This is a genomic window from Burkholderia torrens, from assembly GCF_984668525.1.
This window is the reverse complement of the sequence record NZ_OZ480212.1, coordinates 2,920,968-2,935,660: the sequence shown is the minus strand read 5'-3', so window position 1 is coordinate 2,935,660 and position 14,693 is coordinate 2,920,968. Positions and strand designations below refer to the sequence as shown.

The window sequence follows — 14,693 nt, the reverse complement described above, 5'->3', positions numbered from 1 at the left end:
AAAGGATAATGCACGACTGATTTTCGCAGTGTCGTTTGGCATGATCGGGACATCGCTACCCCAAATGTACCCATCGTGATGCCCGGTCCGGCAGGGAATCTGCCGCATGTCCGTACCCTCGGGCGCCGTCACGCCGAGCCATGCCATACAGCACGCTTCAATCCATTCGCCGCTACCAGAGCATCTCGATGTTCGGGGGCGGCATCGTCGTCACGATCCTGATCCTGATCGCCTGCGGGCTCGGGATCACTTCGATCGTTTACGGTTATCTGGACGGCGAGCGGCGCAATTTCCTGAACGGTGTCGAGGAAACCGCCGACCAGGTGCAGGTGGCCGAGACGTCGTTCCGCAACGGCGTCACGAATACGCAATTGATCTGGCGCGAGCTCGGCGCGGCGCCGGCGGACGTCACAAAGGCGTTCTTCGATAACGGTCAGCAGCTTGCGATCACCCCGTTTCCATCGCTCGTGGTCGGCGTGCCGGGCGCAACCGCGCAACGTGACGAGGTCGCGCGTTACCTTGCACTGTCGTTCCTGCTGTCGCGCATCTGCGCGGCGAGCTCGATCAATCGCGGGCGCACGCTCGAGGGCTACCACTACAGCACGCGAACCGGGATGTTCGGGCTGGTGCCGCACCTGTCGCGCGACAACCCGGCGCTCGCGTCGGCCGATGCGCGTGCGAAGGTGTTCGATGCGCTGCACGTGGATTTCGACGTTCGGCCGCCCGCTCCGAACGATGGGCGGCCGAACGTCCGCTGGCTGCCGCCCTATCTCAATCCGGTCACGGGGCAGGTGCGCATCCGGCTGGCCGCCGAGGCGCGATCCGGCGGCCAGCCGTTCGCGGTACTGGTCACCGAATACGCGCCCGACTACCTGCTGTCATGGCTGCCCGAGCGCACGCCGGCCGGCGCGTTCTTCATCATGTCCGCGGACAATCGGCTCATTGCGATCGATCCCGGTGTCGAGCGCACGCACGCGTTGACCGAGCGCCTGTTGAGTCTTGACGTCGCACTGGGCGACCAAGCGTCCGGCGAGCCGCTCTTTCGCGACGGCGCGATTGTGTTCCGCAGCAGGCTCGCGGCCACGGGCTGGACGATCGCCTATGCGCTGTCGTGGGCCGACGTGGCAGCCGGCATCGGCGTGCAGGCCGGTGCGCTCGCGGCGACGACGCTTTTCGCGATCGCCGTGATGTGGCTGCTGCTCGTCCGGTTCCACCGGCGCGTGCTCGTGCCGGTCTACGCGCGCTCGGCGCGCGTGTTCGACAGCGAGGCGTTGTGCCGCAGCGTGATCGCGATGGCGCCCGTCGGCATCGTTCTCGTGTCGTTGTCCGACCGGCGCGTGATGCTTGCGAGCGACGCGCTGACGCAGATGTTGCTGCCGCACGGCGGCGATCATCACGCGCTTTCCGCGCAGGTGCTGGAGAAGTACGACGCGTTCGTCGCGAACGGCGGAGCCGGCCGGACGATGATGACCGAGCTCGCGCTCGATGCACACGGCGATGCGCCGCTCCATCTCGAGGTCATCGCGCACAGTGCGCGTTACCAGGGCGAGGACGTGCTGATCGCGGCGTTCGCCGACACGAGCGCGCAGCGCCGTCTCGTGCATCAACTCGAGGAAGCGGTGCGCGCGGCCGATTCCGCGAATGCGGCCAAGTCGTCGTTTCTTGCCGCGACGAGTCACGAGATCCGCACGCCGCTGAACGTGATCCTTGGCAATCTCGAACTGCTGGAACGCACGGCGCTCGATGCGTCACAGCAGAGCCGCGTGCAGACGCTGCGCGTGTCGGCCGAAGGGCTGCTCGCGATCGTCAGCGACATCCTCGATTTCTCGAAGATCGAAGCCGGTGCGATGTCGGTCGAGTCGATCGAGTTCGACGTGATTGCGGTGATCGAGCGCGAGCTTGCGGCATTCGCGCCGGTTGCGAAGGCGAAAGGGTTGCCGCTGTTTGCCGATATCGACGCGAGCGGCGCACAGCGCATGCGCGGCGACCCGACGCGGCTCGCGCAGGTGGTCGGCAACCTGTTGAGCAACGCAATCAAGTTCACGAGCGAAGGGCGCATCGTCGCGCGCGTGGCGGTGGCGCGAAGCCCGCGCGGTGCGCCCGAGCTCGCGATCGGCATCGAGGACACGGGCATCGGGATCGATCGTACGCAACAGGCCAGGCTGTTCAAGCCGTTTTCGCAGGTCGACGCGTCGATCACGCGGCGGTACGGCGGCACGGGGCTCGGGCTCGCATTGTGCGATCGGCTGGCCGCGGCGATGGGCGGGACGATCACGGTCGACAGTGCGCCGGGGATCGGCAGCCTGTTCACCGTTCGCCTGCCGCTGCACATGGGCATTGCACCGAAATGTCCCGTCGGCGCAGGGGCGGGCGCCGGCCGGACGCTGATCGTCGTGTCGCCGGAGGACGCATGGCGCGCGTTCGCGTTTCCGCATCTGCGTGCATGGGGTTTCGATGTCGCGATGCATCCGAGTCCGATCGGGATTGCCGCCGGGTGCCTCGCGCGTGCTCACGCGATCGTGCTCTTCGGCGATTCAGACCAATGGCGGCGCGAGGAGCTCGACAGCATCGGCGGCGGTACGCCGGTCGTGCTCGCCACGCCGGACGGCCCGCTACGGCCGGACGTCGTGGGCCGTACGATCCGCGTGTCGAGCTATTCGCTGAACGGGCTGCGCTTGGCGATCGAGCAGGCCCGCGTCGCCCCGGCCGAATTGCTGCGCGGGCGGGGCCGCGCGGCCGATGCCGTTCGGCCGGCGCTGGCGGCAATCAGCGCACGTGTGCCACGCGTGCTGATTGCCGACGACGCGTCAGTCAACGGATCGATTTTCCGCGAGCAACTCGATGTGCTCGGCTGCGTGGTCCGGTGCGTGTCGTCCGGCCGCGCGGCGCTCGATACGCTCGCTGGCGGCGCGTGGGATGTGCTGCTGCTCGGTGCCGACCTGCACGACATGTCGGCGCTCGAGCTGGCGGAAGCTGTCCACACCCGTGCGCTGCCGTGCGACATGATCGTCGTCGCGTCGCATCTCGCGCCCGACGACGCCCGGCGTTACGCGGCGTCGAACGTCGAATGCGTGCTGACCAAGCCGGTGACGCTGGCCGATCTGCGCCGCGGCCTGGCACGCATCGCGCGGCGGCGCGGAATCGCATCTCCCGCCGGTGCGGCGGACGAGCCGCCGGGGGCGGCGGTCACGGCCGCCGCCGCGGCGCACTGGCCGGGACGATAAAAAGAGAAACAACGTCGGCGCGCTGTACACCGGCTGCGTCGGAACGGGGAAGGCAGGCACGCCGCATCGCTTCGGTGCCGCGTGATTTCGACTGAAGAAGGAAGGGTAAGGCCGTGCGCTATATGGGAAAGGTGTTCAGGCTGCTGCTCGGATTTGCGACGCTGCCGGAGAAATCCAGACGGGATTTTCTCATGCAGCTGAACGAATTCATGATGATGTCGCCATCGCAGAAGCGGCGGATCATCACCGAGTGGCAGCACGCCGCGGATGACGGATCGGGCGAATCCGACACCTCCGCGGTCAAACGCTAGAGGGCGGCTCCGGCCGCCGTGCGGAACGCGATGGATCGACGGCGTGGGGGCGCCGCCGATCGAACGCGTGTGGGCGTCGGATCCATGCAGGTTCGTGCTGCAACGCCGTGCCCGGCGAGGCTGCGACTGCATCGGATCGGGTGCGGGCGCAGGCCGCCATGCCGCATCGCACCGCCGCGATGCGGAACCCGTCTATTATCTTAAAATTACGCTGCGCACCGCCCGGTTCGCCGAACGTTGCAACGCGACCGTGTTGCGAGACCGATTCGAATCATGGCGCGTCGCACAACATGGCACGTAGGGCCACGTGTTTCGGGAGAAGAATGGAGATGGATGAATTTTTTGTGCGGGTCATGGTGGCGGACGATCATCCTTCGTCTGCACTCGGGATGTCTCAGGCGCTCGAGGGCGCCAGCACGATCAAGCTGCTCGGCGCCGTCTCGAATTCGACCGACCTCGTGGCGATGCTCGACGAGCAGCAGAGCGACGTGCTCGTGGTCGATTACGTGATGCCCGGCGGCAAGTACGGCGACGGCTTGTCGCTGCTGTCGTTTCTCCAGCGTCGCTACCCGGCGCTGCGCCTCGTGACGATCACGATGATCGACAACCCGAGCGTGCTGCTTGCGATCCAGAAGCAGGGCGTCGGGTGCATCCTGAGCAAGTCCGACGCGATTTCGCATCTGGTCGGCGCGGTGCATGCGGCGTTCGTCGGAGCGAACTATCTGTCTCCGTTCGTCAAGAAGCTGCTGGAGGAGTGCCAGCCGTCCGCGGGTATCCGCACGCTGACCGCCCGCGAGATCGAAGTCGTGCGGCTGTACGGGGCCGGCCTGACGGTCGGCGAGATCGCGGTCCAGCTTCATCGCAGCAAGCAGACGATCAGTTCGCAGAAGTCGAGCGCGATGAAGAAACTCGGCATCGTCCGCGATGCCGACCTGATCCGCTATGCAAGCGAGGGGCAGTTGCCCGAATTGCCCGGGACCGATGCCTAGTCGGGCGATCGCGGCGCGCGCCGGGGAGAGACTCCAAGAACAAGCATGCCCACGAAACTGAAAACGCTGCTTGCGCATGCCGCCGCGGCGGGCCGCAAGCCATTCGACCCGGGGCGCGTGCGGCGCCAGCAGCACGCATTGCTGTACGGCAGCGGCGCGGCGATTACGGCGTTTATCCTCGTGTGCGCGGCGCTCGTCGTGCGGCTCGAAGTGCTCGATTACTTCACGCAGGCTTCAGGGGCGTTTCTGCGGCGTGAGGCGCGGCTATCTGCCGAGCTGCAGGCGACGTACCTGCTGTCGGGGCAACAGGCGAACAACGCGATGAACCTCTGGAGGTTCGACAAGCAGGCATCGCGAGACGTTTTGCGAGAATTCACTGAGGGCCGCGGCAGGATAATCTGGCGCCGATCGGGCCAGATCGCGCTGATCGGACTGGCCGACATCACGCAGGATGATCGGGAGAGCCGGTATTCGCGCTATCTCGGCCTGATCATGCCGCAGTTGGAAGTGGCGCCCAAGGTGACCCCGGTTCTCCCGGGGTTCAACATTTACCTGATCGGTATCGACGGGAATTTCGTGGCCGTGGGCGGGGTCGGGGCCGCCACGCAGGCGGCCGCGTTGCCGGATGGGTTCCAGGTGAAGGGGCTGGCACGGCAGCTGATACCGTCCGATGTAGCCATCCCGCACAACGACGCGGTCCTGATCGAGCGGCGTTTCGATCCGCTGCTCGGGCATCCGATCATGCGCTTCGTCCGCCGGCTGTATGACACCGACGGGCAGCCGTTTGCCTGGAGCGTCGTCGCCGTGCGTTCCCAGGTCGATAGCATCCTCGCGCCGCTTTCAGGCGACGAGGACTATGCACTGATCGATACGCGCGCACAACTTCTGGCTGGCGCGCAGCGCAGCAGCGACATGATTCCCCGCGCGCTCGACCATGCGAACGATCCGCAACGCGAGCGGGTGTTCGTGCATCGCGTCGGCACCCGTTTCGTCATCAGCGACCGCTTGCCGAATTCCGATCTGGTGCTGATGGCGACCTTCTCGTGGCGCAGCGTCATGGGCGCCGTCGCGATACCGGCCGGCCTGACGGTCGCCACCGCACTGCTGACCATTGCACTGCTATGGATCTCGATCGTTACGTTCGATCGGCGTGCGTTGCGCCCCGCCAACCGCCGTGCGATTCGCCTGATCGAGAGCGAGGCCCTCAACCGCACGCTGATCCGCACGGCGCCAGCCGGACTCATGCTGCTGTCGCTGGCCAATGGTGACACGATGGTGCGCAATGACGCCGCCGAGGCCTATGGTGACGCCGGAACGGCGCCGTCGCTCGGCAAGCGCATCTGGCAGGCTTACCACGCCAGTATCGCGGGCGGGCGGGCGCCGCGCGTCGTCGTGCACGAGTTGCCGGTCGACCTCGCCCACGGCCGGACGACCTATCTCGCCGCGCATATCGTCCGTACGCGCTATCGCGGCGTCGACGTGCTGCTCTGCACGCTCACCGACATCACCGCGCGCAAGCAGGCCGAGGACAAGCTGCGCGAGGCGCGGGAAGCTGCGGACGACGCGAACAAGGCGAAGTCGACCTTCCTCGCGACAATGAGCCACGAGATTCGTACGCCGCTGAATGCAATCGTCGGCAATCTCGAATTGATGGCGCGCGCGGCGTTGCCGGCGGACGAGCGGCGGCGCCTGCAGACGGTGATGTCGTCATCGGATGCGCTGCTGCGCGTGATCAACGACGTGCTCGACCTGTCGAAGGCCGAATCTAACCAGATGGTGCTGGAGGCCATGCCGTTCGATCTGCGCGCGGTGTTGCACGACGTCGCGGCGATCTTCCGTCCGCTCGCGGAGGCGAAGCACCTGGCGCTCGACTGCCGGATCGCGCCGGAGCTGGCCGACGGCTATATCGGCGATCCGACCCGGCTGCGCCAGCTCGTATCGAATCTCGTCAGCAATGCAATCAAGTTTACGGAACGTGGTAGCGTCAGCATCGGCGCGCGGCTGGCGCCGGCGGCGGGAACCGCGCAGCGGCTCGAGATCGCGGTGCGGGACACGGGCATGGGCATTCCTGCCGACCGCTTGCCGTCTCTATTCGACGTCTACATCCAGACGGATGCGTCGATCTATCGCCGCTTCGGCGGTACCGGGCTCGGATTGCCGCTGTGCCGCCGGATTGCCCGGCTGATGCACGGCGATCTGGCAGTCGACAGCCGGGCGGGCGAAGGCACGGCGATCACGGCCATGTTGCCGCTGCCCGCCGCGCCTGCCGACTGGCGGCTGGCGTTCGAGGAACCGGATGCCGAGGTGCCGGTCGCGCCGGCCTGGCCGCACGAGGACGAAGCGCCGTTGCGTGTACTCGTGGCGGAAGATCATCCGGCGAGCCGCGCGTTGCTGCGAGATCAACTCGATGCGCTGCACTACGACGCGACGATCGTCGCAAACGGCATCGAGGCGATGCGTGCGTATTTTTCACATCCGTTCGACGTCGTGCTGACCGATCTCGGCATGCCGGAGCTCGACGGGTTCGCGCTCGCAAACTTCTTGCGCGAACAGGGTGCGAAGGTGCCGGTGATCGCGATGACCGCGCATGCGACCGACGAAGACCGCCGGAGGTGCACGGAGGTGGGCGCGGTCGAGGTGGTGCTCAAGCCGCTGTCGATCGATGCGCTCGAGGCGGTCTTGCGGCGGCACGGGATGCGTGGCAATTCCGTGAACACGTATTCCGCCGATTCCGAAGTCCTCCAGCCACCGGCGATGACGGACGAAATACGCGACAAGCTGCGTAGCGCGACGCGGCACTCCTTGGCAGTGGTCGAAGATGCGCTGGCGCGCGGCGATGTCGATTGCCTCGGGCGCGAACTCCATTCGATGCGCGGCGGTTTCGCGCTGGCGGGCATGGTTGAGGCAGGTGATGCGTGTGCGCGCGGCGAGCGCCGGCTCGCCGAAGGCGGCGTGAACGCGCTCTTGCTCGACTGGCCGGAAGCGAGGGGCGTCGTCGAGGCCGCACTGTCGAGATTGGCCGGCACCTGAAAAACGTCGGCTTGGCGACCGTGCGAGGTTCAATACGAGGATGTGTTCTACAGACTTGTATTTCGATCAGGACAGCGTTGCAAGACCCTGTTCGGGCACCGGTCGTTATATTCCTCTTGAAAGAAGACTGGCGGTTTTATGACGTCGGCCTGTTTTCGTATCTTCAGTTGATCCCGCTTGTTCATTGGTGGCCGACGTGGCGCGCGGCCGAAATCGGCGGCCACGCTGATTTTCGGTGCTATTTCGGAGCCGGAAAGCGGCGTCGTACCGTGCCGGAACGTTTATTCGCACCCTATCGCGCGTCTTCGGCGAATCCCCCTGCGCTCGACTCACGCTCGTGACTCTCGGTGCATAGGCGTTCGGCAAGCGTCTTGAATCTTTAGAACTATTTTACATTCCGTTGCGCGGGCGGCCAAAAACATTAATTTCGTACTCGTACTAGATATTTGGGGGTTTATATCGGTCGCGGACTAGATACGGATTTCTTATTGATTGGCATCATTGATCCCGCTCTGTAAGGAGTTAATCAATCACGTTTCATTTGGAGAAAATCGTGGCTCTCAACAAGAAGATTCTCGCATTCGCAGCAGTCGCAGGTATGTTCGCAGCTGGTTCGGCCATGGCGGCCGACGGCACCATCAACTTCACGGGCAACATCACCGCGGCATCGTGCTCGATCACCGGCGGCTCGGGCACGAACGTGACGGGCGGCAAGGGTAGCCAGGACATCGCGGTCAACCTCGGCACGGTCGCCGCGGATTCCATCGGCGGCACGGCAGGCCACGGCATCGCCGGCGGCACGTCGATCAACCTGAATCTCGACTGCGGCAACACGGCGACCGACCTGACGCTCGTCAAGATGAAGTTCGATCCGCAGTCGGGCTCGGGCATCGACGGCAAGAACAACAATCTGCTGAAGATCTCGGGCACGGCAACGGGTGTCGGTATCGGTGTGTACGATAGCAACAACAAGCTGGTGAACCTGGCGGCGAACGAAACGGTCAACGCGCCGCTGGTCAAGGGCGGTACGGACGAAGCGCCGGTTTACACCGCCGCACTGAACATGCGTGCCGGTTACGTCGCGAACGGCGAGAAGATCGACGCCGGTACGGCCAACGGCACGCTGCCGTTCACGCTGTCGTACGAGTAAATCCCCCAATCGAGCGGTGGCATGGCACGTCGTGCCGTGTCGCCGCCGCCTCCAGATTCAATTCCGTCATGAAGAAAAAGCTCATTGCCGGGCTGGTCGCGGCCGGCTCGATGTTGTTCGTGTCCATTCCGTCGCATGCCGGCGTTTCGTTGTCCGGCACGCGCATCGTTTATCCGGCGCAAAGCAAGGAGACGTCGGTCATCGTCAAGAATCAGTCGAAAGACGACGTGATGATCCAGTCGTGGCTTGAATTGCCGGACGGCAACAAAGGCGACCTGCCCTTTGCGATCACGCCGTCGCTGAGCCGCCTCGGCGGTGACAAGCAGCAAATCCTCCGGATCTTCCATGCGGGTGAAGGGTTGGCCGCCGATCGTGAATCGGTGTTCTGGCTCAGCGTGCAGGAGATCCCGCAAAAATCCAAGGGCGACAACTCCCTGCAAATCGCGGTTCGGCAGCGGATCAAGCTCTTTTACCGGCCTGCCGATCTATCCGGCAAGCCCGAAGATGCCCCGGGTCAGCTGAAGTGGCGTTGGAGCGAAAGTCATGGCAAGCCGGCACTGGAAGTCGTCAATGACACGCCGTACTTCGTATCGCTCGGCCACGCGAGTCTCAAGGCCGGCGGGAGCACGTACCCAGTCGTGACCGAAATGATCGAGCCCAAGTCGTCGAAGCGCCTCGCTGTCAAGAATTTTTCAGGAAACGCACTGCCGGCGAATACCAAAATTGAATTCAGTTCGATCAACGACTTCGGCGCAACGGTCGATACGCAATCCGACGTGACGAAGTAACGCGACGGTGTGCGGGTCAAATCGATTCTGCAAGTCTTGATAGATACGTTGTACTAACAAATATTGTATGAGAGGCGCGTAGTCGGACATGAACACTACTGTCAAGAAAATCGTAGAGGCATGCCAGCGCGCGTCCTGTCTGATGGCGCTTGGCGCCGCGTTTGCGCCCGTTGCGGCGCAGGCCGCCGAGTTCAACGAGATGTTCCTCAAGAAGGGGGACGGGCCCGTCGAGCTTTCGTATTTCGAAAAAGGCAGTTCGGTTGCACCGGGCATCTACGATGTCGATGTGTCGCTGAACCAGCAACGTGCGAAGCGCGAGTCGATCCTGTTCAAGTCCGATGCATCGGGCGAAGTCCGGCCCGTCATCACCTACGGATTGTTGAAATCGCTCGGCGTCGATGTGAGGCGTCTCGAGCGAGAACACCGGCTGGAGCAGGGGCTGGCGGATGACGCGCAGATCGACTTTGGTGCGCTGGTGGACGGCGCGTCGACGAGTTTCGACGTCGGGACCCTGACGCTCGACGTCAGCGTGCCGCAGATCTATGCGCCTGGGCAAACGCGCGGCTACGTCGATTCGTCGCTGTGGGACGAAGGCATTACTGCCGCCTATTCGAATTATCAGGCCAACTTCAGTCACAACACCGATTCGGGCTACCGAAGCGACTACGCCTACCTCGGGCTGCGCAACGGGCTGAACATTGGTGCATGGCGTTTGCGCAACGAATCGGCGGTGTCGTGGCGGCGCGGTAGCCCGTCGGATTTCGCAGCGAACCGAACCTACGTCGAGCGCGACCTTCAGCGTATCAAGGGGCGGCTCTCCGCGGGCGAAGTGTATTCGTCCGGCGAGATCTTCGACAGCGTGCGCTTTCTCGGCGTGCAGGTCAGCTCCGATACCGGGATGCTGCCGGACAACGAAGTCGGCTATGCGCCGGTCGTGCGCGGCATCGCGCAGAGCAACGCGGTGGTCGAGGTTCGCCAGAACGGCTACGTGATCTATTCGACGTCGGTGACGCCGGGCGCGTTCGAGTTCCGCGATATCTACCCGAGCGGCTCGAACGGCGACCTCGAGATCCGTATCATCGAATCCGACGGTAGCGTGCGCACGTATCGGCAATCGTATTCCTACCTGCCGGTCATGATCCGTCGCGGCACGATGCGCTATGCATTCTCGGCCGGGCAGTATCGCGGGTACGGGCAGTCGCGGCCGAAGTTCGCGCAGGGCACGCTGGTCTACGGCGTGTCCGACAACCTGACCGGCTACGGCGGCTTCATCGGCGCCGAGCGATACGCGGCGGTCGCACTTGGCGTCGGCTACAACTCGCGATTGGGCGGTGTGTCGTTCGACATCACGCACAGCCAGTCGAATGCGCCGGGCCGCAAGGCGAGCGGGCAGAGTTTCCGGTTCCTGTACTCGAAGACGCTGGCGGCAACCGACACGACGTTCACGATGGTCGGCTATCGCTACTCGACCGACGGCTATCGGACGTTGAGCCAGCACGTCGACGATCTCGATCGCCAGTGGGGCAGCGGGTATCGCCGCCAGAAGAGTCGCGTCGACCTGAACATCAACCAGTCGCTAGGCACGCGCGGGTCCGTGTACGCGAGTGTCGGCGATACGAGCTACTGGAACCAGGGCGGTTCGAGCCGCAACATCCAGCTCGGCTATAGCGGTGCGCTGAAAAATCTGAGCTACAGCGTCGCGGTGGCGCACACGCGGGATTCGGGGCCGTTTGGCCGTTCCGATACCCAGTTCACCGCGTCGGTCAGCATTCCGCTCGGCGGCAGCACCCGATCGCATCGCCTGTTCGCGAACACGGTCGCGTCGACGAACGGCGACATGAGTTCGCAAGTCGGCCTGAGCGGCTTCCTGAACGACTCGAATACCGTCAACTATTCGGTGCAGGGCGACTACCGCAAGCACAACGGTGGTTCGGGTGGCGTGGGCCTCGGCTGGGACACGCCGTTGGCCAAGTTGACGACGAACTACAACCAGTCGGGCCATGGGAAGCACGTCGATGTCGGCGTGGCTGGGTCGGTTGTCGCACATGGCGGCGGCATCACGCTGGGGCAGACCGTCGGCGAGACCTTTGCGATCGCCGAGGTGCCGGGCGTGCGCGGCGCGCGTTTCACGTCGTCGACGAGCATCAGCACCGACCGCCGCGGTTACGCGATCCTGCCGTATGCGCAGCCGTATCGCTACAACTGGCTCAACATCGATACCGAGAGCCTCGGCTTCGATACCGACCTGACCGACAACGCGAAGTCGGTGGTGCCGACGCGCGGTGCAATCGTCAAGGCGAAGTTCGCCGCGGAAACGGGGCGACGGGTTCAGTTCGACGTGACGACGGCAAGTGGCGGCAAGGTGCCGTTCGGCGCGACCGCCTATGACGAGAACGACAAGGTACTCGGCATGGTCGACAACGAGTCGCGCGTGCTTGTGTTCGGCATCAAGGAACAGGGGCGTCTGTCGATTCGCTGGAGCGAGGGCTCGTGCGAAGGCGGCTATGCGTTGCCGGAGCGGAAGAAGGCCGTTGCCTATGAGCGCGTGGCGATGAGTTGCAAGATGGCAGGTCGATGAGTGCCACATGAGGTGGCGGAACCGCTCGTTCTGCGAGCCGCGCGTCGGATTGATCGCGTGGCAAATCGATAACGTGGGCTCATGCCTGTTATATGCGGAAATGGATGCGTGGCGCGCACATCACCGAGCGAATGAGAGTTGGAAGCTATTCCGCGCCGGAAGCGAATGTGCGCAACGAGATTGCGTCGTGCGGTCCGTCCTGCAGGCTACGTACCGGAGGTGTTTATGAAATTACTTGTTATGTGTGCTGTCGCCGTCGCGACGTCGATTCCTGTATCGGCTCTTGCGGAATGCTATGTGCAGGAGGATTACCCCAGTGAACAAAAGGTTCCGTATCAGAAGGTCGAGTTTCCTGCGTTTCAGCCCGCTGCTTTCGATCCCGAAGTGCCGGACGGCACCGTCTTGTACACTGGCAAGGGAACAGGAAGTGGGAAGTCCGGCACAGCATACTGCCCAGATGCCAACGGCATCAAACTCCCTATTGGGAACCGGATATATAGAGGCATCGGTGCCTATAACGCGAACTACCATACCTATGCGACTCCCGTGGCAGGCGTCGGTTATCGTATAAAGGGGGGGATCAATCCAAACCAATGGTGGCCGAACCAGGACTATATGCCTTCCACAGGGGGGCCTTTGTCGAGTTCGAGCGGCTTTACCATCGAGCTTGTCAAGACTGGCCCTATCACGGCGGCAGGGTCCCTGTCCGGCGAGATCGGACAAACATACTACCCGGACCACGGATCCGTGGTGCGCCGTCTTTTCTTGACGGGCGGTTTGCCGATTGTCCCTTCCGTGCCGACCTGTACGGTACAGAACAAGGTGATCGGCGTGCCGCTGGGTTCGATTTCGACCAAGGCGCTTGAGACAGGTGGCGCGTCCGACTACCAGTCGTTCTCGATCAATCTGAGGTGCTCGAACGGGACGGCGGGGACATCGACCAGGATGTATATCACGCTGACCGATGCTGCGAGGCCAGGTAACCGCAGCGGCCTGCTGACACTGGCCTCGTCCGGTTCCAATGCCGCGGCTGGAGTCGGAGTGGAAATCCGTCGAGCGAACGATACCATTGTCAGCTTCGGACCGGATTCCCCCGCGTCTGGCAATCCTAATCAGTGGTTCGTCGGGCAGTACGGCAATACCAGCGTGTCCATTCCGTTGAAAGCGCGCTATCTGAGAGGGACCGGCCCGCTGAAGGGGGGATTGGCCAATGCGGCAGCGACGTTCACCATGAGCTACCAGTAGCACGAGACGACACAGGAGCGGCTGTCGGAGTGTTCGACGACCGCTCGGGTCAGTCTGAATCAGCACCCGATATTGTGGGCCATGAGCGGCGCATCGAAGGCGGGGTGCGCCAGCTTCGATCATCGTTCAATCCGGGTTCGAATGTGCCGCGATGGATATCTCGATCTTCAATCGATGCCTTGCGCAGGACGTCTCGGGTAACGGGATACGAGCCAGTCAATCTTCGTGTGGCAGTGACATCATTGATAACTCATCGTGAACGTTGCATTGGCGTTTGCCGTTCCCGACGTAATGCGTGGGCTGGTTTGCACGTAGCGGGCGCGCAGCGGGATGCTCATGCCTGACGCGCCTTGCGCGACTCGCCCACCCAGCCATTGATTGGTGTTGCCGATCGCGGCGGAATCCGGACCGTATCCGAGCACGTCGTCGTCTTTCAGGAGCTGAATGCCTACGCCGGTGGCGGTCGAGTCCCGCGACAGCGATAGCGTTGTTGACGTATTGCCGGGATTCGTCGCATCGGTCAGCGTGACATACACCTTGGCAGACGTTCCCGTATCGCCGCCCGAGCAGGATACGTCGATCTCGAACGATCGGGACGGCGCGGTCGAGCCGACGCCGGTGAAAACGGTCGATGCCATCGTCTCACCCATCGGTACCTGGATGCGTGGCGTCGTGACCGTGCAGCTCGGAACCTTGGGGGTGACGAGGACGGGTTTGGCGAAGCGATATTCCACCAGCACCTGACCCGAGCCGTTGTTCGCCCGGTAGTTCGCATAGGCACCGCTCAATACGCCGCTTTCCGTTACGTTTCCGGTCTTGATCAGCTGGATCGTGGGTGCATAGTATATGTTCCAAGGCTTGACCAGAGTGTTCGACCCTTGTTCGATGAAAGGCGCCACTTGCCCGGTGGGGGATACGACTCGCAATCCGACGTTCGGCACGGAAGTTGGATAAATCTTGTTGGCATCAGGCACCCCAATGCCGGCGATGTACGTATAGGTACTGGTGGAGCAGGTCGATTTAGGACCCCAAGGGTCAGCCGCATTGGTGAAGGTGAGTCCTGATCCTTCGGCTTGATAGATGATCCCACCGATCGGGATGTCACCGGGACTGAAAGGCGGGGGATTGAATCCGCGAACGGAGACGACGAAATAATCCCGCCCGTCTTTCGTGTTGGCTGTGCATGCGGCAACGGCATGAATCGGCAGTAGTGCTAATAACAATATCGAGTATTTAATCTTCATCGTCTTGTAGGAGGAATTGGAGGCGCCGGAATTCTTCCGTGCTGTCGAGCGAGACAAGCACTGGATCTGGAGCCAATGCTTAACGGGCACCAGCGTGGTCTGCTCTTGCAGGTCTACGATTGTCCATTGGGACA

General features: G+C 63.3%; 9 protein-coding genes. 8 read left to right on the top strand and 1 reads right to left on the bottom strand.

Features of this window, described 5'->3' with window-relative positions; genetic code table 11:
* The first annotated feature begins 140 nt into the window (after positions 1 to 140).
* From AC5LXX_RS29410 to AC5LXX_RS29375, 8 genes are all read left to right on the top strand, one after another.
* Positions 141 to 3,224 (top strand): ATP-binding protein, encoded by a 3,084-nt coding sequence (locus AC5LXX_RS29410; protein WP_493412077.1) that lies wholly within the window; start codon positions 141 to 143, stop codon positions 3,222 to 3,224.
* Between the two features lie 122 nt (positions 3,225 to 3,346).
* Positions 3,347 to 3,535, top strand: coding sequence for a hypothetical protein (locus tag AC5LXX_RS29405; RefSeq protein ID WP_124456678.1), 189 nt, complete (start codon positions 3,347 to 3,349; stop codon positions 3,533 to 3,535).
* 329 nt (positions 3,536 to 3,864) lie between these two features.
* Positions 3,865 to 4,524, top strand: coding sequence for a response regulator (locus AC5LXX_RS29400; RefSeq protein ID WP_124456671.1), 660 nt, complete (start codon positions 3,865 to 3,867; stop codon positions 4,522 to 4,524).
* A 45-nt stretch (positions 4,525 to 4,569) separates the two neighbouring features.
* Positions 4,570 to 7,554: an ATP-binding protein gene (locus AC5LXX_RS29395; RefSeq protein ID WP_493412076.1), complete on the top strand. Its 2,985-nt coding sequence runs from the start codon at positions 4,570 to 4,572 to the stop codon at positions 7,552 to 7,554.
* Positions 7,555 to 8,107: 553 nt separating this feature from the next.
* The gene (locus AC5LXX_RS29390; protein WP_226105285.1) at positions 8,108 to 8,704 is read left to right on the top strand and encodes a fimbrial protein; all 597 of its coding nucleotides are present in this window, start codon (positions 8,108 to 8,110) and stop codon (positions 8,702 to 8,704) included.
* Positions 8,705 to 8,772: 68 nt separating this feature from the next.
* Positions 8,773 to 9,492 carry a fimbrial biogenesis chaperone gene (locus AC5LXX_RS29385; RefSeq protein WP_493412075.1) on the top strand — a complete coding sequence of 240 codons (720 nt, stop codon included), beginning with the start codon at positions 8,773 to 8,775 and terminating at the stop codon, positions 9,490 to 9,492.
* Between the two features lie 88 nt (positions 9,493 to 9,580).
* The gene (locus tag AC5LXX_RS29380; protein ID WP_493412074.1) at positions 9,581 to 12,070 is read left to right on the top strand and encodes a fimbria/pilus outer membrane usher protein; all 2,490 of its coding nucleotides are present in this window, start codon (positions 9,581 to 9,583) and stop codon (positions 12,068 to 12,070) included.
* A gap of 225 nt (positions 12,071 to 12,295) precedes the next feature.
* Complete coding sequence (locus AC5LXX_RS29375; RefSeq protein ID WP_493412073.1) at positions 12,296 to 13,315, top strand: fimbrial protein; 1,020 nt, start codon at positions 12,296 to 12,298, stop codon at positions 13,313 to 13,315.
* A 239-nt stretch (positions 13,316 to 13,554) separates the two neighbouring features.
* Here the strand turns inward: AC5LXX_RS29375 and AC5LXX_RS29370 are convergent, their stop codons facing one another.
* Positions 13,555 to 14,559 (bottom strand): fimbrial protein, encoded by a 1,005-nt coding sequence (locus AC5LXX_RS29370; protein WP_493412072.1) that lies wholly within the window; start codon positions 14,557 to 14,559, stop codon positions 13,555 to 13,557.
* Positions 14,560 to 14,693 lie beyond the last annotated feature (134 nt).